We start from the raw sequence: 17,324 nt of genomic DNA, 5'->3' as shown, positions 1-17,324 counted from the left end.
GGGCTTTTTGCTTCAATCCGACGGTGTCATCCGCACGCCCAGTCGATCTTCATCTGCTGCAGATCCAACTGTGCGTTGCCGCCACCGAAATTGAAGCCGCCAAAACCCTCCTCGAATTCGAGGTAGTAGGGGCCGAACTCAGGGTAGCCCTGCTGGGGCTGCATCGTTCCGCCGAGGTGGGCAATGGAATCCCAGCGACTCAGGTTCAGTTCCTCACCACGCTCGCTGAATGCCTCGATGTATCCACTGATGGCGCATTCGCTTTCCCACTCCCGCGGCGACCTGCCTACGTTGGGATCGTCAGTGCGGATGGATGCGCTGATCGGCAGTGCCACGGTCTCGCTGGAGGCGCCTCCGATTCCCGCGCCCGGGATGACGGCATTTCCGTTCCTGGTGTACAGCCAGCGCTCGTAGAAGTAGCTTGCGTAGTCCTGTTCGATCCAGGTCGGAGGGTCATGCAGCAGGGCTGAATTCGGCTTGGGCGGCAGGCTCAGCTCGCCATCAAACTCCTGCTGTGTAAGCCAGATGGCGCAGAATTGCGTTCCAAGGATGTCTTCCATGCTGTGGCTGTGCGCATGCTTGGCTTGGCGATGCTGCCAGAAGGGAAGCAGGTCGCTGCCCTCTGGCGGGGTCATGGAAAGGGGAGAGGCGAAGTATTCCGCGATTTCCTCGACGGTGCAGAGCTCCTCCTGCTGATCGTCTACGAACAGGGAGAGAGCAACCAGCTCATTTCCCTTGGTTCGGTACTCCGAGGGCAGGTGCAATGTAAAGGCGTGCCGCAACGGGTGCCCGTTGCTGGAACTCAAAGGCCATTGTTCACCGGTGATGCCTGGGGGAAGGCCCAGCGTCCAGCCACCGGCCCATTCGCTGCCGCGGCCTGCTTTGGGGAGTACGCGCTGAGGGCCAAGCGCGATGTCAAAGGCCTTGGTCAGCGTCGGATCGAATATGGGCGATGCAGGCTCGCAGTAGGTGGCGTTCGGGTTCTCCAGGCGAATGCTCTTTACCGTGTTGTCCCGCGTGTTCACGTTCGCGGCCACCTGCAATCCGTCGTCCGTGATGAAGCCGTAGGTCGCCCATCCCTCGCATGCGTCCTCTGGCTCTTCCGGCAGTACAGCGAGACGAGGATTGTTGGCGAGAGCGTCGCCGGTGGCCATGCCTGTACGCAGGCCCTCGACCAGCACCGTCTTGGGCATTGAACAGGCGAAAATGACGTATCCAATGGCTCGATCGCTATCCAGTCGAACGAAAACGTCCTTGCTCAGGCAAGTCAGATGACCTTGTTCATCCGGCTCCTTCCATCGGGTGCCCAGAAGTTGGGCCAGGGCGATTGAAGGCATGCCCGGGCGTATGTTCAGGAGGCTGGAGTTGTCCATGCGGGTGGGGACTAGGGGGAATGGGCCACTCTAGCCAGCCGGGGCGTGGGAAGGCTATCGGATTAGTTGTAGATGGGCGTGGTGCAGGGGTCTTGGGCAAATCGCCCGGCCGTGCGAGAATGCGTGCCCGGCCAGCAGGCTGGGCCGATACGGAGAGATGGCCGAGCGGTTTAAGGCACCGGTCTTGAAAACCGGCGAAGGGTCAAACCTTCCGTGGGTTCGAATCCCACTCTCTCCGCCAATAGCATTTGAGCCATCGATTTTGGATGGAGACCCTTGCTTCTTGCTTAGTGGCCCGTCGCCGAGCGGTGATATGACCACGCAGATCGAGTCATGCGATACATAGCTGCCAGCATTGGCAGCTATGCAGAAGGGTGCAATTTCTCTACACAAGAGGTAGCTGGTCGTCCGGATGGAGCGGGATAACATCCGAGACTATGACTGTCGGTCGTCTCTCTGCAGCATTTGGCTGCTTGTGCAAGCGCGAAATCCTACCCTCAACAATGCAAGGGAGGAAAAGTGCTGGCTTGTACTTTTTGATGTTACCGCTTTCAGGGACGCAGTTCAGCACGTGACCGTTGTATTCAAGACCTAGAGAGTTAGCGTTCTCGTTTCCTCGGATTAGCCTTCCGGCAAGGCGTACGGCATCCCCATGTTCGAGCTCGGGGAACAGAATTCCGCCATCGTCATTTGAGGCGGGAAGGTGTCCAAATAAGGACTTGTCCGCTACTGTGATGGTAGTGGTCTCAAGGTGACCATCCTCGGTCAAAGATCCGACTTCCAACGAGCGCCCTTCTCTGACGGCCGATGATATTCGCTTGAGCATCGCATGTGGGACGTCCATGTACCATTTGAAGTACTCGATGGGGATATAGATGATCTCGCCGGCTTCGTTTTCGATACCAACAACGCCATTGACCGTTTTCCAATGGAGGCGACTGTTCCACTCGCGGCTCCCTTTTGTATGCTTCAGGACTTCCAAGAGCTTTCTGAATGCATCCATCGACTTTCGGATCACGTCAGAAAGGCCCACGTCGCGGAAATCCTTCTCTGCCATTTTCTCAGCGGCTTTCTTCACATACGATCCGATACCATAGGTTGCAAGGCCCGAGGCAATCAGTACGCCGTGCTCTTGGATCCAGGCAATCCAAGATCCTTCCGAGGTTCTAACCGGGACCTCATACTCGATCGCAGCCAGGCCAGGAGACTGCATTCGGCAAAAGTAGCGAATGCACTCGTCGAGGCCGAGTAGCAGGTTCCCCGCAGCGGAGGCCGAAATTACCCCGGTCGGTACTGCCTCGCCATATAGCTTCAAATAGCCGATTCCCGGCCGATCAGTATCTTCCACCTTGGATCCCCTTCCAGCAGAAACAGCGAGCCCAGAACATCGGCGAATCCTAATAATTAGCGGGATTGTTCAGTTTCGTCAACAGTTTAATGAGGCGCGTGGAGGATAGGGTTGCGCAATTGTCACTTGAGCGAGGTGCGGCAAATTACGTTTGTCGACGTGGTTTTTCTCCGCGCTTTTCCCCTGCCCGAGCGTTTCCGCGCTTGGCGCAGCGGCAAGATGCGGCGTTGGCACGTGTCTGATCGCGGGAAGTCGGCAATATGTTCTCCGAGAAGAAGCTGTTTACGATCAGTCTTCTAGCCTTTGAGGCCCGGCCTCAAAATCGCGTGGTGCTCAGAACCTCGTTGGGCTCAAGAGGCGGTTCGCGCCCTTGCAAGTGCTGCTTTGGGCTGAAGTCAGTATCGACGCCCACCCTTCGGCTTGTTATGGCACAACGGATAACTCGAGCACGACCGGAACGCCCCATGCGGCCCATTGCGGCCCACGAACACGCCCACCTTGCACACCGGGCAGCGCTCTTCGTGGATGGCCGCGCCTGAAATCGCGGTCACTTCCACTGCGCCTTCCTTCACCAGCTCATCCAGGAACGGCGAGTGCTTGCCCTGCAGGGTGAACATCGCAACCGATCGTCGCGCCCGCGTCAGCGCGACATAGAACAGGCGCCGTTCTTCGCTCAGCGGATAGGTATCGCCGTCCGGCATTGCCAGCGAAAGCACCGGGTCATCCGCGCGCAGGCTCGGGAAGCTGCGGTTGATCACGCCCGGCAGGATCACGTAGTCCGCCTCGCGCCCCTTCGATCGATGTGCGGTCAGGAACTGGACGTCCATCGTGCTGCCAAAGGCCGCCTTCCAATCCGAAGGCATCGCGCTGCGGTCCGCGCGATACCGCCCCAGAACAAAGACCGTCACGCGGCCGTTGCGTCCCTGCGGCACCGTGCCTGACAACAGTTGCTGGTGCAGCTTCGCAAGGTATTGGCGAACACCATCCTGTACCTCTTCACGCCGGTTCATCTGGAACGCCTGCAGCACCGGGCCCATTGACGGCGCGGCAGAGCGGACCTTCTTGGCGATCTGCGTGGGGTTGCGGCTGATGAAGCGGCTGGAAACATCACACAGTGCCTGCGGGCAGCGGAACGTCTGCTCCAGTTTCAGCACCTGGCCATGGCCCATCCATTCGCGGAATCCGGTCATCACCGAAACGTCGGCGCCAGCGAAGCGATTGATCGATTGCCAGTCATCGCCCACCGCAAACAGATGGCGGCCCGGTTGGCTGACCAGGGCACGGCAGAGGCGCGCACGGGCGCGCGATGCGTCCTGGAATTCGTCGGCCATCACCAGTTCGTAGGGCGACTCATAGTGGCCCTGTTCCAGCAGCCCGGCGGCCATGTTGAGCATGTCTTCGAAGTCGATGCTGCGCTCGTCAGCCAGTGCGTTGTCCCAGGCCTGGAAAACCGGCCCGGCGATCTCCAGGAAGCGCCGGTAGCGTTCCTTGAACTGATCCTCAGGCATCTGCCGCAGGCGTGCGGCCATGTCATCCAGCGTCAGGCAGTTGCTCTTGGCATGGGCAATGAAGGTGCGCATCAAGCCGATCAGGTCAGTATCCGGCATCGGCTTGGCGCCCTGATCAGGCAGTTCGCGGTCGGGGTTCGGGTCGAGCTCGACATCAGACGCGCCGAGCCGGTCGGCTAGATCCTGCAGGGCCTGTCCACTGCGCAGGCCAAACGATGTCGTCTCGACCAGGGCGGTGCCGCGCGCCACATGCTGCTGGCGCTTCCAATGCATTCCTTCGCTGTAGTTGACGAAGTGCTTCGGCGGCTGGCCATCGGCATCCAGCGCAAAGTGCTCGTGATACAGCTGGGCGTCCGGGTAGTAGAAGTCCGGGCGATACTGGCGATGGGTGTCAGTTGCGGTATCGAACTCGTAGCGCCGTTCGTAGTCGTATGCCACGCCGTTGTAGAACAGCCAGTCGGCGATGACGCACTCTTCCAGGCTCTTCACCCGTTCGCCCTGCAGGGTACGCATGTAGGGCGTGCCATCGCGATCGTAGCCATCGGCCATCATGTCGGCACCGAACGGCGGAAGATCGCGCCCGAACACCAGGCGGAACATGTCCCACTGGGTGCGGAAGTGGGTCGAGCGGTCCTTCAGGTCGTCCACCAGTTCGGCCAGCTTGTTGAAGCTCAGCGTCGCGTCGACCGCCCATTCCGGGATATCCGGCTTGCGCCCTGTGGCTTTGGCGATGATGGACAGGCCCAGGGCGTGGAAAGTCCGCGCCTCAACCACGGTATCGCCCATGCCGAGCCGGTCGAAGCATCGCTGCGCGCGCTCTTCCAGCTCCTTGGCGGCGTCCTTGTTGAAGGCGAGCATCACGATCCGTTCGGGCTCCACGAAGCCGCGATCGATGGCATAGGCGGCCTTGGCGACCATCGTAGAGGTCTTGCCAGAGCCGGCCGCGGCCACGACCTGCACCCGGTTGTCGAAGCAGATGACGGCGCGGGCCTGTTCCTCGGTCAGGGGCTTGCTCTCGACCCGGTCGAGGAAGTCCTTGGCCAGCACCCGCTCACGCGTTGCCATGGTCGCGTTGGCCTCGGCCCAGACGGCCGGCCAATCCAGCTGCCAGTCGTGCAGGGCGTCCAGCGCTGCGCGGTGGTTGTGCGCGTGCAGGTCGCCATGCACGTTCTCATCAAGGAACAGTTGCTCCAACTCCGGCGGCTGCAGGGGCAGGGAGGAGCGCTCCGCCAGCAGCGTCTGCTGCTGCTCGTGGGTGATCCAGCGGCGGCCGGCACTGCCGCGGTCGATGAGCGCATCCGCAGCGCTCAACCACGCCTGGATCTGCTCCAGGATCGTGTCAAACAGGGCCTTGCGCCCCCGTGTGGTGCGCGCAAAGCGGACCTGCTGCAGCGCTGCCGCAAGCCGGGACGCCTGTGCGTTGGAAAGCCCGTCCACCGAGAGCTGCGCGGCACTTCCTGCCTGCAGCTCGACCCGCGACCAGAAAAGCCCGGGAATGACCTGCACGCTGTGATCGTCATCCACGCGTTGCCGGTATTGCTGGCCTGCGACGTTCAGCTCGATGCTTTCGCCATCCAGCCGCAGCCACCAGTGTGGCGAACGAGTCACACGTTGGCCCCAGATCGAGGGGCGCCATTCCATAGACATCCAGGTACTGCCTTGCAAGCGTCAACTGGGCATGTAGAGCCCCTAAGCCCGCATGATAAAGGGCCTTGACGTTGCATGTGGCCTGTCACGCGCAGCCAGGGCGCGTCCGGATGCCGTCTATCGCAGCGCATCCAACAGCCAGGCGCGTGGCATCATGACGCGTCTGGATTCAGGAGCTGGCCATGGAAATCGACTGGGACCGGGTGGGAACCTTGAAGCACGTCGGTGGTGGCTACGATATCCGGACGGATCCATTGAGGATCCTGGTGACCACCGCGAAGCAAGGGCACGAGGGCGGAGTTTCCGACATGCTGATCGTGATGGACGATGGCACCGTCATTCCCCCGGATGGGATCCTGCGTTTGGCACGGGCGCCGGGCCGGATCCCTTAGGCGTTCGGAAACCAGCAGCACCAGCGGCAGTTGCTGAATCAGCAGTTGCTGAATCACTCGTAGGCACGGTCCCGCTTTGCAGGGGGGACCTCCAACGCGTCCCCACGCCGGATCAGCTCATCCAGATCCACCGCCGAAGCCGCCAGCGCATCCTGTGCGTCGAAATCCCACCTGTTCCTGTAGTCCCGCGCCAGCAGGTCGCAGACCGCTTTTGCGCGCTGGTAGGCATCGTCCTTTCCCTCGGCCTGCTGCAATTCATCGCGATGGATCTGGCAGAGCATGAGCTGATGCGCGTCCTCGGCGCGCTCGCGCTCCCAGGTGATGTCGGGCAGGCCCGAAAGTGCGGCGGCAAGCGCGAATGCGGTCATTGGCATGTCGGGAGTCCAGCGGCGGTGGGAGCCTGAGCGTATGCGACCGGCGATGGCCGAAGACCACTGCCGCGCCGCATGTTTCACGGCAGGTTCACCATTCGCTGCAGCATGGAGGGCGCGTTGCAGCCCTCCATCTACACCCATCCATCGAGCCCCGTTGCGGTCATCCGCTCAGGCATTTACATCCACAACGATGCGGCCGCGCACCTGACCGGGGATGATCTTCTCGTACACGTCCAGCACGTCGGCAAGCCCGATCAATTGCACCGTGCTTTCCAGCTTCTGCAGGTCCAGGTCGGTAGCGAGGCGATCCCACGCGCGCTGGCGAACGTCCTGCGGTGCATTCACCGAATCCACGCCCGCAAGGGTCACATTGCGCAGGATGAAGGGCAGCACCGAGCCATGCAGCTCATCACTCTGCGCCAGCCCGCACGCGGCCACTGCGCCGCGGTACTTCGTCTCGGCAATGGCGTTGACGAGGGTAGGGCCGCCTGCCACATCAACCACGCCGGCCCAGCGCTCGGCACTCACCGGCCGTTCGCGCGGTTCTGAAAGCTGCGCGCGGTCGATGATCTCGGCGGCGCCCAGGCTGTGCAGATACTCGGCGTGTTCCGGGCGCCCGGTGGCAGCCACTACGCGATAACCCAGCTTTGAAAGGATCGCCACCGCAATCGAGCCGACGCCACCGTTGGCGCCGGTGACCAGTACATTGCCCTTCCCGGGCGTCACGCCGGCATCTTCCAATGCCAGCACGCACAGCATCGCGGTGTAGCCGGCGGTGCCGATGGCCATGGCGTCGCGGGTGCTCAGGTTGGCGGGAATCCTGTTGAGCCATTCGCCGCGAACACGGGCGCGCTGGGCGAGGCCGCCGTGGTGGCCCATGCTGAGATCCCAGCCATTGAGCACAACGCGGTCGCCGGGTTTGAAGTCGACGCTGCTGGAGTCCAGCACCACGCCAGCCAGGTCGATGCCAGGGATCAACGGGAACGTCCGGATCACCGGGCGCGCGCCGGTGAGGGCCAGCGCGTCCTTGTAGTTCAGCGTGGAGTACTCGACCTGCACCAGCACGTCGCCATCCATCAGGTTGGCTTCATCGAAATCGACCAGCTCCGTGGAAACGCCGTCGTTGGTCTTGCGGGTCAGCAGTGCCTTGAAACTCATGGTGCGGTCTCACGTTCAATGGATGAGCCCATGCTAGGCTCGCACCACTATCGCAACAAGAACGATGATTTTCCGTAGGTACTATGGTTTTCCGGAGTATGCATGCGTAGCAGGCGTTGGGACGGCAAGAGCGGTTGCGCGGTGGAAGTCACGCTGTCGGTGATGGGCGGCGTGTGGAAGCCGGTCATTCTGTTCCACCTGATGACAGGCAAGCGACGCTTCATGGAGCTCACGCGGCGTGTACCCAACGCTACCCAGTCCATGCTGACCAGCCAGCTGCGGGAACTGGAAGCCGACGGGGTGGTGATCCGCCACGTGTACCCGGAAGTGCCGCCGAAGGTGGAATACGAGCTTTCCGAGTTCGGGCGCACGCTGGTTCCGGTGCTGCTGGCCATGCGCGAGTGGGGTGAAACCTATCGCGGCCATGGACGCACGGATAGCAACGGCTGAAACCTGAAGCGGAGCGCCGGGCGTCGTCGTCATGGCCCGTGCATCCGGGGGGCGTTCCGGAGGCCACAGCAATAGCAGCGGTACTGCAGGCCGCGTATGTGGAGCGCTGCCTCGCTCAGTGAAGGGCTGCGATGCGGTTCCTGTTCCGTTGACACCCGATTGCCCACGGGTGTGGAAGCGCAGGCGCCGGTTGTGCAGTCGCTGCAGCAGACGGAAGCCGCCAGCCTGGAGCGGCGGTAGGCGGTCATGCAGCGCCAGCAGGATATCGAAGTGCTGGCTCGCGAGAGTCACGCGGTACGGATGGGTTGAAATCCCAGCGCAGCAGAACGATGCCCCCTGGAAGGGGCATCGCTGGGTTTACGGGGCCGCCTTTGCCTGGCGCGGATCGGCAATGATCCGCGAGGGTGACCCATACAGCACCAGCACCCGCATACCGGTGCTGAATACCGGATCGGGTCCCTGTACAACCGTCATCAGATTGCCGTTCTCTGTCTGCACTACGTATTCCAGGCCCTTGGCCTGCGAGAGTGCGCGTTCGGAGGCCGCACCGGCAATCGCGCCTACCACCAGGCCGCCAATGGCACCGATGGCCGCTGCCTGGTTACTGCCACCGATGGTGGAGCCGGCCACCCCGCCAGCCGCAGCGCCGGCAACGGCACCGCCGCCCTGTGAGCCGTCGATACTGACCGCACGGACGCTGATGACCGTGCCGCTGACGGTTCGATTGACCTGTCCCACCGAACCGATGGAGTAGCTGTCCGTGCGCACATTCGGTGCGCACGCGGTCAGCATCGCAGCAGCGGATGCGGCCAGCAGCAGGCGCTTCACGGCGCTTCCTGCTTGTTGGGGAACATCGGCTTGGAAATATCCACTGTCTCCAGAGCCTGCAGGAACTGGGCGATGTTGTTCTGGGCCGAGCGGCTGATCGACTCGCGGGCACGGATCACGCCTGCGAAGGCGTAGTTGAACGGAACTTCGCCGGACGCGCTGACATCCTGGGTATAGACGATGCTGCCGGTTGCACGATCGATCAGCTCGTAGCGGGCGATCGTCTTGGTGGTCATCGATGCACCGAAGCTGGGAATGTCGATCGCCAGGATCTTCACCGACAGGCTCAACTTCACCGGCGCGTCGTCGCGGAACACCGCCATCTTGTTCAGCGCTTCGGTCAACGCGTTCTGCCACATCTGCGGCACTTCGTGCTGGGCCTGCGCGGGGATCTTGCCCTTGGCTTCATCCGGACGTGCCAGCGTGACCGTCAACGACTTCAACTCGCCGTCAATCTTCTTGCTGCTGACCCCGACGTTCGGGACCGAGAAATTGAGCGGCGGATTGGTGGTGCAACCTACCAGCGACACGGCGAGGATCGCCGCGAACAGGAACTTCTTCATCCATTTTCCCCTGTGACTACGTTGAAACATCCATGGTGAATCGTGTGTTCGTCGGCAACGTCGATGCTGCACTGCAGTGGCCGCATGAAGGCGTGGCTGACTGCGCGCAAGGATACCTGAATTGGAACGGCCTTCCGCCTGGTGCTGTTGCCTCGCAGGGGTGGCGCTGCAAAGAACGGCAAAGAGTGTCAGGGAGCTCAGTACCGGGTCCGCACGCTGTTGCGCAAATGTGCCGGTCGCATTGTGCTACCGATATGGCGGATGGGTATTCTGCGTGCATGCTCGGCTTGGCCGGCCAGCTGGAATGCAGACTGATACCGTGAGGAGCGAGGGGCACCTTTCGAGAAGCACCAGTGCCAGCCCCCAAAAATGGGGGCCGGCACACATCACGGCAACGCGTGACTTACGGGATGGTGCAGCCGCTGTTTCTCAGGCAACGTGCAAACGCCGGATAGCACACCTTCTCGCCATTGCCCGCCGCCAGACAAGCCTCGTAGGCGGTGTAGCACGGGGTACAGCGGGACTGCGCGGAGGCACTGCCGATTTCCAGGGTCAGTGCAGCAGCCGCAATAGCAACAGACAGCTTGAATCCAATCTTCATGCTTCACTCCGTTGATAGCCCTCCTTGGGCATCTCGGAGGCTAACGTGGGAAGAGGGTGTGTTCAACCCGCACCGCGTCCGGATGGGCATCCATCTTCAGCGCCCTGCCCTGGATTTACTTTGTTGGTGCGTCTGCAGTCTGAGCGGCCACCATGGCTTGTTGCATTTCCTTCAGTGACAGATAGCCATCACCATCGGTGTCCAGGCCCGCAAAGTACTTCGCGATCTCCGGCACCACGATGGCTTCCTCCTTGCTGATCCTTCCGTCTTTGTTCTTGTCCATCGCGGTAAATGCGGCGTCGATTGAATCGGCCTGCTTGTTGAAACGGCCCTGCTGAAATTCTGCGTACTCGGACTTGTCGACGCGTCCATCCTTGTTGGTATCCATCGCGGTGAACGTGGAATCGATGTAGGCCTGTTTCGGATCGGCCGGTGCGGCCTCGGCCAGTAATGGGGCAGCGCACAGGGCAATCAACAGAGCAGTTCTGGTCATGGGGTGTTTGTCCTTGTTGAGGGTCAATCAGCGGCAGGGGTAGGTGTAGCCGTCGGCGCCGCGATAGGTATCGTTGCGGCGGTCGTAGTTGCCGTAGCGGTTCATGCAGTAGTCGGCGCGCTCGCGGACTTCGCGTTCGCGCTTGGCAGCAGCGGCAATTACGCCGGCCACCACCGCTGCACCTACCACGCCCACCACCACGCCGGCGGTCTTGGCGTCGTGCCGGCGCTCGCGTTCCCGCTCACGATCCCGCTCACGTTCGCGCCGCTCCCACGCATCGCGTTCCCGATCGCGGTAGTCCTTGCTCCAGTGCGGGCTGTAGCGGTCGCCACGCTGTGCATGGGCGTCGCTGGAGTAGGGCATCAGCACCAGTAGCTGCGCAGCAGCTGCCAGCAGTAGCGCGGTTCTTTCTGTTCTAGGAAACATCGTCCAGCTCCTGTGCGGAATTTCTTGGTAGCTGCAGTACACAACGCGGACATTGCGCGAACCTGCTGTCACTGGAGGGGGATGCATTGGCTATTGGACCAGCGCCTCCACCGGATCGAGCCGTGCGGCACGTCGTGCCGGCAGGAATCCGAAGCCAATACCAATCAGGCTGGAACAGGCGAAGGCGGCGAGAATGGAATGGACGGAGAACACCAGACTGAAACCCACCATGGCCAACTCCAATGCGGCACCCAACGCCAGGGCCACGCCGATGCCGAGCACGCCGCCGAACAGGCACACCAATACCGATTCGATCAGGAACTGCTGCAGGATGTCGCTGCGGCGCGCACCCACCGCCATGCGTACGCCGATCTCGCGGGTTCGCTCGGTCACCGACACCAGCATGATGTTCATCACGCCGATCCCGCCGACCACCAAGGCGATGGCCGCGATGGAGCTGATCATCATGGTCAGGATGCCGGTGGTCTGTTCGATGGATTCACGGATCTGCGCGTTGTTGCTCATGTAGAAGTCGGTGCTGCCATGGCGCCGCGTCAGCAATCCTGAGATGGCCTGCTCGGCCGCTTCCATGCTGATCGCATCGGAAACGCGTACGGTGATGCTGGACACGTGGCGCTGCCCCAGCATGCGTGCCATGGCGGTGGTGTAAGGCAGCCATACCCGCAGCAGTGACGCATCGCCGGCAGCACCGGCATCTTTCTTCACCACGGCCACAATACGCACAGGCACGTTGCCCAGCAGCAGGGTCTGGCCGATGGGATTGTCCGCGGCAGCGAAGAAGCGAGCGCGGGTATTGGCGTCGATCACCACGACCTGCTGGTAGCCGCTCACACCCGGTGGGCCGAAGAAGGCGCCTTCGGCCAGCTTCAGGCCATGCACGCGGAAGTACTGCTCGCTTACGCCCTGCACCTGTACGCTGGCCGAGCGGTTGCCGCGCAGAGCGGTGCCGCTGGTGGTAACACCGGGGGTGGCGCTGTCCACGAATGGCTGCCGGGCAAGGGCCACGCTGTCGCCGGGAGTGAGTGTTTCCACCCGCGCCGAATTCAGGTCGCCAAAACCCGATCCGGGATAGATTTCGATGGTATTGGTACCCAACGAGGAGATGTTGGACAGGATGGCCTGCCGTGCACCGGTACCCAGTGCTACCACCGCCACGACCGATGCAATGCCGATGATGATCCCGAGCATGGTCAGGAAGGTGCGCATGCGGTGGGCATTCATCGCGCGCAATGCCATGCGGAAGGCTTCAGCGAAACGGTCCCGCCAGACCTGCCAGCCCCTGTTGCCCGCAGGCTGGGGCACGGCTGGCGTCGCCACGACCGCTGACAAACCAGTACTGGTTGCACGATCACCCACAATCTGCCCATCGCGGATTTCGATGATGCGCTGCGCATGCTCGGCTACGGCCATGTCATGCGTAACCAGCACCACGGTATGGCCCTCGGCATGCAGCTCGCCGAGGATCTTCATAACCTCCTTGCCGGAATGCGTGTCCAACGCACCTGTAGGTTCGTCGGCGAAGATCACCGCGCCACCATTCATCAGGGCACGTGCAATCGAAACGCGTTGCTGCTGGCCACCCGACAGCTCACCAGGAAGATGCTGCATGCGCTCGCCCAGGCCAAGCCGCGACAACAGCGTGGCCGCACGCGCATGGCGTGCCTCGGCAGGCATGCCGGCGTAGATCGCGGGCACTTCCACATTGCTCAGTGCAGTCAGATCGGTCAGCAGGTGGTAGCGCTGGAAGATGAAGCCGAAGTGCTCGCGGCGTAGTTCGGCCAGTTCATCAGGCGACATCTGCGCGGTCTCGCGCCCGGCGATCTGATAGACGCCGGCGGAGGGGCGATCCAGGCAACCCAGGATGTTCATCAGCGTGGATTTGCCTGAGCCGGATTGGCCTACGATGGCCACCAGTTCACCTGCGTGGATATCCAGGTCGATGCCGTCGAGTACCACCAGTGTCTGCTCGCCCGCGGCAAATTCACGGCGTACGCCGCGAACGCGCAGCAGTGGCTCGTTCATGGTCATACTCATTGGGGTTGTGCAGGCGCGTTGGTGGCTTCGACGTTGGCCTGCGCCAGCACGACCTGTTCGCCTTCCTTCAGCCCGTCGCGTACTTCCACCTGGATCTGGTCATCCAGCCCGGTGGTGATGCGCCGCGTGCTGGCGCGGCCGTCGGCACCGCGTACCTGCACGCTGTAGCTGCCATCGGCGGCGCGTGCACCCAATGCGGCCGAGGGAATGATCAGTACGTCGTTGGCGCGGCCCAGCACGATGCGAACCTGCGCGGTCATGTAGCTGCGCAGGCGGCCATCGGCGTTGTCCACGTCGAACTGGCCGTTGTAGTACATGGCCGTGCGACTGCCACCCGACACCGCCGGTGCGGCGAGGCTGGAACTGTCTTCGTTGGTGATCGATTCCGGCGCTGGCGCGATATCCCGCAACGTGCTGCTGTAGCGGCGGCCAGCATCACCAAGAATGGTGAAGAATGCCTCCTGCCCGACAGACGTGTGTACGACGTCGGCCTCGGAGATCTCAGCGTACACCGTCATCACGTCCTGGTTGCCCAGCATCACGATGGTCGGTGCGCTCTGCACCGCATTCACGGTCTGCCCCTGGCGCGCGACCACGGCCAGCACGGTGCCGTCGGTGGGGGCGGTGATGCGGGTGAATTCCAGATTGGTCTGTGCGACATCGACGTCGGTCTGTCGGCGCGTCACTTCACCGTCCAGCGCAGCGATTTGTTCCCGGGTGGCATCGACCTTGGCCTTGGCTGCATCGAAGTCGGCGCGGGCCACCAGTTGCGAGGCCGCCAGTTGTTGCTGCCGATGCAGTGTCAGCTCGAACTGGCGCAAGTCGGTGGCCAGTGCATCGCGGTTGGCGCGCGCGGTGCGCTGCGCGGCCTGCGCGCTCAGCAATGCATTGCGCTGAGTGCGCGAATCGATATCGGCAATGAGATCGCCGGCTTTCACCTTGTCGCCCAGCTTTACATGCAGAGTATCGATGCGGCCGGAGACCTGTGCACCCACGCTTACCAGTCGCGAGGGCTTCAGCGTGCCAGTGGCCTCCACCACCTGTTCGATGTTGCCGCGAGCGACCGGTGCAACCTGCAGGTGCGGAGGTGCTGCGGGCTGCAACCACGCGAACAGAATCAGCGCGCTGCACAGCAGGCCGGAAGCAATGATGAGCGCACGGCGGCGCTTGCGCGGTACGGCGCTCATCGGCGCAACATCCAGAACAGACAGGTCATCGGGGGTCCTCGCGGTAGTAGAAACACACGTCTGTCGTGGCAGACGTGGTTGACCGTCGAGTCTTCATGCGCTGGGTTGCGCGAACCTTGCGGAGCGATCGTTGTGTCAGCGCGCGGCGTGAAGAGCGAGCAGTGCGACGGCGATGAACTGCAGGGCGCTACCGAGAACCAGCAGTGCATTTCGCAGCCGGTGACCTGCGATGCGCGCAGTGCAGAGTTGAATCGCAGCACCGGCCAACAACCAGAGGAAGGTCGAAGCATGCAGCTTCGCCATTCCTGCACCGATGGTGATCAGCAGCGCACTGGCAATCATTATCCCAGCGGCATGGCCGTCCAGGGCGCGCAGCAGCGGTGGCGTTGGGTGCGGGGTTGCCGCCCGCCATGCCGCCAGCCCGTGCAGCGCGGCATGCACGGCAACGAACAGGAACACGGCCGCCGCTGCCGCGGTGCTCGCGTGCCGATACGTTGAAGCCACAAGCGCAAGGCCGGGCAGCAGCAGAAACAACGCGCCGAACAGCCGCATCAACACGCCAGCGCGCTCGATATCGGGAACTGTCCGCAGCCAGCGCGGCCAGTGTTGCAGGCCGGGCGCGCGGCCAGTGCGCGGGCGGCGATTCCATGCGGCAGCGGTAAGCGCCGGCGAATTCCGTGGTGGCACAGTGCGCGTGGAAGAGGACGGTGGAGGAGCTCCCTGGGTCACATGCAGGCTTCCTGTCAGATCGGAACGCGGTGGCACGGCAGGTGCCACGCCCCGATGCTGTCCAGCGAACATTGCCGCAACCTTGCCTGTCCTCGCTGCCGGCCACGCATGGACAGGTGCCAGTTACACAGGTGCATGCGATGTGTTCAGTGCTCCAGCGGTGGCGTGCTGGTCACACCCGGATGCAATGGAAACTCGACACGGATCAATGCACCACCGCCCGGCGCATCCAGAATCGTGACGTGGCCGCCGTGGCGGTCGATCACCTGGCGCACCAGGTTCAGCCCCAGGCCCGCGCCCGTCTGCCGCGGCCGCAACCGATGGAAGGGTTCGAAAACGCGTTCGCGCTGTTCGACCGGTATGCCGGCGCCGTCGTCCTCGACCTCCAGGCAGCTGCCCTGAACGCGCACGATGATCTGGCGTCCGCCATGTTCGGCAGCATTCAGTACCAGGTTGGAAATTACCCGCTCCACTGCGCCGGTCTCGCCGAGCACCGGGAAATGCGATTCCACCGCGACGGCTACGGTCTTCTCCGACTGGATCAACAGCGGCGCCAGATCGGCGGCCACCCGTTTGGCCACCCGCGCCAGGTTGATGGTTTCCTTCGGCCCGTCTTCGTCCATGCGGTGCAGATCCAGCAGCTGCTCTGCCAGCGTCGCCAACCGCGCCACTTCCACGGCCAGGCTGCGCGAGGTGGCGTCGTCGGCCGCATCGACCTTCACCCTCAGAATCGCAATGGGCGTGCGCAGCTCATGCGCGGCGGCGGCGATGAAGCGGCGTTGCCGTTCGTGCCCCTCGTCCAGCCGCTCCAGTGCTTCATTCACCGCCGTCACCAACGGAGCGATCTCCACCGGCACAGCGGTTTCTGTCAGGCGGACACCGCGGCGGCTGGCGGAGATGTTGCGGGCTTCCTGGGCGATGCGCTCCACCCCGGCCAGGGCCCGTCTCACGATGATCGGTGTCAGGACGATGGTGGCCAGGCCCAGCAGCAGGAAGATCGGCAGGGTGATGATGTGTGCCGCCAGCGCCATCTGCCAGGTCAGCGTATCGGTTTCGCCATGGGCCATGATGGTCAGCTTGCCGGCCGGCCCGCTGTGCTGGCGGACCACGACTGCCAGGCCATCGCTGCGATCCCGCCCGCGCAGGTCGCCAAAGGGGATGCCATCCAGTGCGCCTACCAGCGAGGCATAGGCCGGCGGCACAGGCCCGAACGTTACGTGGTGGCCGTGCTCATCCTCGGCGATGAACCATGCACCGGGAACGATCTTCAGCAGTTCGGCCAGTTCCGGCGTGTTCTGCACGTACAGTTCGCCATTGCGGTCGCGGTGCACCGCGTCGGCAGCCACCGGCGCGAAGGTCTGGATGGTGTAGTAGCCACCGCTGTCGGCACGTATCAGCACCATCAGCAGCGCGAAGAACGCCACCAGCAACGCCAGCAGCTGATAGATCAGCGTTTTGACGATCAACGGGCGCTTCAGCGATGGACGACGCGCCATTACTTGGCTTCCCGCATCAGATAGCCGACGCCGCGGATGGCGTGTATCTCTACTCCTGCATCGGCATCGGCCAGCTTGCGGCGAAGGCGCGAGACATGCGAATCGAGCGTGTTGGAATGGATGCCGTCATCGAATCCATACACTGCCATCTCAATCGACTCGCGCAGTACGGTGCGGCCCAGCCGCCGGGCCAACGTGGCCAATACACGTATCTCACGGCGCGGCAGCTCCAGCCGTTGCCCGCCCACGCTGGCCTCGCCCGATGCCGGATCGAACACCAACCGGCCGATGCTCACCAGTTCCACCTGCATGCCGCTCGGCCGGCGCCCGGCAGCGCGGATGCGGGCGAACAGCTCTTCGAGTGCGAAGGGCTTGGCCAGATAGTCGTCCGCGCCCTCATCCAGGCCGGCGATGCGGTCCGGCAGCTGCCCCAGCGCGCTCAGCACGATGATCGGCACCCCGGGGTTGCGCTCACGCAATAGCGGAATCAATCCCAGGCCGTCGCCGTCGGGCAGGGTGCGGTCCAGCAATACCAGGTCGTGCGATCCGCAAAGGGCCGCTTCGCGGGCCAGCGCCAGCGTGTTGGCCAGATCCACCACGTAGCGCTCGCGCTGCAGGGCGGACTTCAGGGTAGCGGCCAGTTCGGCTTCGTCTTCAATCAGCAGGATGTGCATCGGCAGGGCTTGCGCAGGAAGG

At 63.0% G+C, this 17,324-nt stretch carries 17 protein-coding genes and 1 tRNA gene; 3 read left to right on the top strand and 15 right to left on the bottom strand.

Going from position 1 to position 17,324, the window contains the following annotated elements; translation table 11 throughout:
- Positions 1-26 precede the first annotated feature (26 nt).
- Complete coding sequence (locus ACW5IY_RS13960; RefSeq protein WP_049436697.1) at positions 27-1,373, bottom strand: DUF7256 domain-containing protein; 1,347 nt, start codon at positions 1,371-1,373, stop codon at positions 27-29.
- Positions 1,374-1,524: 151 nt separating this feature from the next.
- Between ACW5IY_RS13960 and ACW5IY_RS13955 the strand changes: the two genes are divergently transcribed.
- Positions 1,525-1,614 (top strand) — tRNA-Ser (locus tag ACW5IY_RS13955).
- Between the two features lie 144 nt (positions 1,615-1,758).
- Here the strand turns inward: ACW5IY_RS13955 and ACW5IY_RS13950 are convergent.
- Together ACW5IY_RS13950 and ACW5IY_RS13945 are read right to left on the bottom strand one after the other, a co-directional pair.
- Entirely contained in the window at positions 1,759-2,721 is a 963-nt protein-coding gene (locus ACW5IY_RS13950) for a hypothetical protein (RefSeq protein WP_049436696.1), read from the bottom strand.
- A gap of 395 nt (positions 2,722-3,116) precedes the next feature.
- Positions 3,117-5,870: a UvrD-helicase domain-containing protein gene (locus ACW5IY_RS13945; protein ID WP_049436695.1), complete on the bottom strand. Its 2,754-nt coding sequence runs from the start codon at positions 5,868-5,870 to the stop codon at positions 3,117-3,119.
- Positions 5,871-6,058: 188 nt separating this feature from the next.
- Between ACW5IY_RS13945 and ACW5IY_RS13940 the strand changes: the two genes are divergently transcribed.
- Positions 6,059-6,268 (top strand): hypothetical protein, encoded by a 210-nt coding sequence (locus ACW5IY_RS13940; RefSeq protein WP_049436694.1) that lies wholly within the window; start codon positions 6,059-6,061, stop codon positions 6,266-6,268.
- 53 nt (positions 6,269-6,321) lie between these two features.
- Here the strand turns inward: ACW5IY_RS13940 and ACW5IY_RS13935 are convergent, their stop codons facing one another.
- Positions 6,322-6,642, bottom strand: a complete 321-nt coding sequence (locus ACW5IY_RS13935) for a hypothetical protein (RefSeq protein WP_049436693.1) — start codon at positions 6,640-6,642, stop codon at positions 6,322-6,324.
- A gap of 168 nt (positions 6,643-6,810) precedes the next feature.
- A complete protein-coding gene (gene acuI, locus ACW5IY_RS13930) occupies positions 6,811-7,800 on the bottom strand; it encodes an acrylyl-CoA reductase (NADPH) (protein WP_049436692.1) in 990 nt (329 codons plus the stop codon).
- A gap of 102 nt (positions 7,801-7,902) precedes the next feature.
- Between acuI and ACW5IY_RS13925 the strand changes: the two genes are divergently transcribed.
- Entirely contained in the window at positions 7,903-8,250 is a 348-nt protein-coding gene (locus tag ACW5IY_RS13925; protein WP_049436691.1) for a winged helix-turn-helix transcriptional regulator, read from the top strand.
- A 357-nt stretch (positions 8,251-8,607) separates the two neighbouring features.
- Here the strand turns inward: ACW5IY_RS13925 and ACW5IY_RS13920 are convergent, their stop codons facing one another.
- The 10 genes from ACW5IY_RS13920 to ACW5IY_RS13875 all read right to left on the bottom strand — a co-directional run bounded on the left by ACW5IY_RS13920 (position 8,608) and on the right by ACW5IY_RS13875 (position 17,302).
- Positions 8,608-9,078, bottom strand: coding sequence for an outer membrane lipoprotein (locus ACW5IY_RS13920; protein ID WP_239682922.1), 471 nt, complete (start codon positions 9,076-9,078; stop codon positions 8,608-8,610).
- Positions 9,075-9,641, bottom strand: coding sequence for a putative periplasmic lipoprotein (locus ACW5IY_RS13915; RefSeq protein WP_049436690.1), 567 nt, complete (start codon positions 9,639-9,641; stop codon positions 9,075-9,077). The genes ACW5IY_RS13920 and ACW5IY_RS13915 overlap by 4 nt, the downstream gene beginning before the upstream one ends.
- A gap of 403 nt (positions 9,642-10,044) precedes the next feature.
- Positions 10,045-10,242, bottom strand: coding sequence for a hypothetical protein (locus ACW5IY_RS13910; RefSeq protein WP_049436689.1), 198 nt, complete (start codon positions 10,240-10,242; stop codon positions 10,045-10,047).
- 115 nt (positions 10,243-10,357) lie between these two features.
- The gene (locus ACW5IY_RS13905; RefSeq protein WP_049436688.1) at positions 10,358-10,735 is read right to left on the bottom strand and encodes an EF-hand domain-containing protein; all 378 of its coding nucleotides are present in this window, start codon (positions 10,733-10,735) and stop codon (positions 10,358-10,360) included.
- A 27-nt stretch (positions 10,736-10,762) separates the two neighbouring features.
- Complete coding sequence (locus ACW5IY_RS13900; protein WP_049436687.1) at positions 10,763-11,161, bottom strand: hypothetical protein; 399 nt, start codon at positions 11,159-11,161, stop codon at positions 10,763-10,765.
- A 90-nt stretch (positions 11,162-11,251) separates the two neighbouring features.
- Complete coding sequence (locus ACW5IY_RS13895) at positions 11,252-13,210, bottom strand: MacB family efflux pump subunit (protein ID WP_049436686.1); 1,959 nt, start codon at positions 13,208-13,210, stop codon at positions 11,252-11,254.
- A gap of 2 nt (positions 13,211-13,212) precedes the next feature.
- Positions 13,213-14,403, bottom strand: a complete 1,191-nt coding sequence (locus ACW5IY_RS13890; protein ID WP_049436685.1) for an efflux RND transporter periplasmic adaptor subunit — start codon at positions 14,401-14,403, stop codon at positions 13,213-13,215.
- 135 nt (positions 14,404-14,538) lie between these two features.
- Positions 14,539-14,955 carry a hypothetical protein gene (locus ACW5IY_RS13885; protein ID WP_049436684.1) on the bottom strand — a complete coding sequence of 139 codons (417 nt, stop codon included), beginning with the start codon at positions 14,953-14,955 and terminating at the stop codon, positions 14,539-14,541.
- A gap of 323 nt (positions 14,956-15,278) precedes the next feature.
- Positions 15,279-16,628, bottom strand: coding sequence for a sensor histidine kinase (locus tag ACW5IY_RS13880; protein ID WP_043398651.1), 1,350 nt, complete (start codon positions 16,626-16,628; stop codon positions 15,279-15,281).
- A complete protein-coding gene (locus tag ACW5IY_RS13875; protein ID WP_049436683.1) occupies positions 16,628-17,302 on the bottom strand; it encodes a response regulator transcription factor in 675 nt (224 codons plus the stop codon). Before ACW5IY_RS13875 ends, ACW5IY_RS13880 begins: the two co-directional genes overlap by 1 nt.
- Between the last annotated feature and the right edge of the window lie 22 nt (positions 17,303-17,324).

The organism is Stenotrophomonas sp. C-A (assembly GCF_054030835.1).
This window is presented reverse-complemented; position numbering and strand designations above follow the sequence as displayed.

Excerpts from the sequence above, each read along its gene's own strand:
- ACW5IY_RS13940 (WP_049436694.1), top strand. The coding sequence starts at position 6,059 with ATGGAAATCGACTGGGACCGGGTGGGAACCTTGAAGCACGTCGGTGGT.
- ACW5IY_RS13960 (WP_049436697.1), bottom strand. The coding sequence starts at position 1,373 with ATGGACAACTCCAGCCTCCTGAACATACGCCCGGGCATGCCTTCAATC.
- ACW5IY_RS13890 (WP_049436685.1), bottom strand. The coding sequence starts at position 14,403 with ATGAGCGCCGTACCGCGCAAGCGCCGCCGTGCGCTCATCATTGCTTCC.
- ACW5IY_RS13895 (WP_049436686.1), bottom strand. The coding sequence starts at position 13,210 with ATGACCATGAACGAGCCACTGCTGCGCGTTCGCGGCGTACGCCGTGAA.
- ACW5IY_RS13880 (WP_043398651.1), bottom strand. The coding sequence starts at position 16,628 with ATGGCGCGTCGTCCATCGCTGAAGCGCCCGTTGATCGTCAAAACGCTG.
- ACW5IY_RS13915 (WP_049436690.1), bottom strand. The coding sequence starts at position 9,641 with ATGAAGAAGTTCCTGTTCGCGGCGATCCTCGCCGTGTCGCTGGTAGGT.
- ACW5IY_RS13885 (WP_049436684.1), bottom strand. The coding sequence starts at position 14,955 with ATGCGGCTGTTCGGCGCGTTGTTTCTGCTGCTGCCCGGCCTTGCGCTT.
- ACW5IY_RS13900 (WP_049436687.1), bottom strand. The coding sequence starts at position 11,161 with ATGTTTCCTAGAACAGAAAGAACCGCGCTACTGCTGGCAGCTGCTGCG.
- ACW5IY_RS13910 (WP_049436689.1), bottom strand. The coding sequence starts at position 10,242 with ATGAAGATTGGATTCAAGCTGTCTGTTGCTATTGCGGCTGCTGCACTG.
- acuI (WP_049436692.1), bottom strand. The coding sequence starts at position 7,800 with ATGAGTTTCAAGGCACTGCTGACCCGCAAGACCAACGACGGCGTTTCC.
- ACW5IY_RS13925 (WP_049436691.1), top strand. The coding sequence starts at position 7,903 with ATGCGTAGCAGGCGTTGGGACGGCAAGAGCGGTTGCGCGGTGGAAGTC.
- ACW5IY_RS13875 (WP_049436683.1), bottom strand. The coding sequence starts at position 17,302 with ATGCACATCCTGCTGATTGAAGACGAAGCCGAACTGGCCGCTACCCTG.
- ACW5IY_RS13905 (WP_049436688.1), bottom strand. The coding sequence starts at position 10,735 with ATGACCAGAACTGCTCTGTTGATTGCCCTGTGCGCTGCCCCATTACTG.
- ACW5IY_RS13935 (WP_049436693.1), bottom strand. The coding sequence starts at position 6,642 with ATGCCAATGACCGCATTCGCGCTTGCCGCCGCACTTTCGGGCCTGCCC.
- ACW5IY_RS13945 (WP_049436695.1), bottom strand. The coding sequence starts at position 5,870 with ATGGAATGGCGCCCCTCGATCTGGGGCCAACGTGTGACTCGTTCGCCA.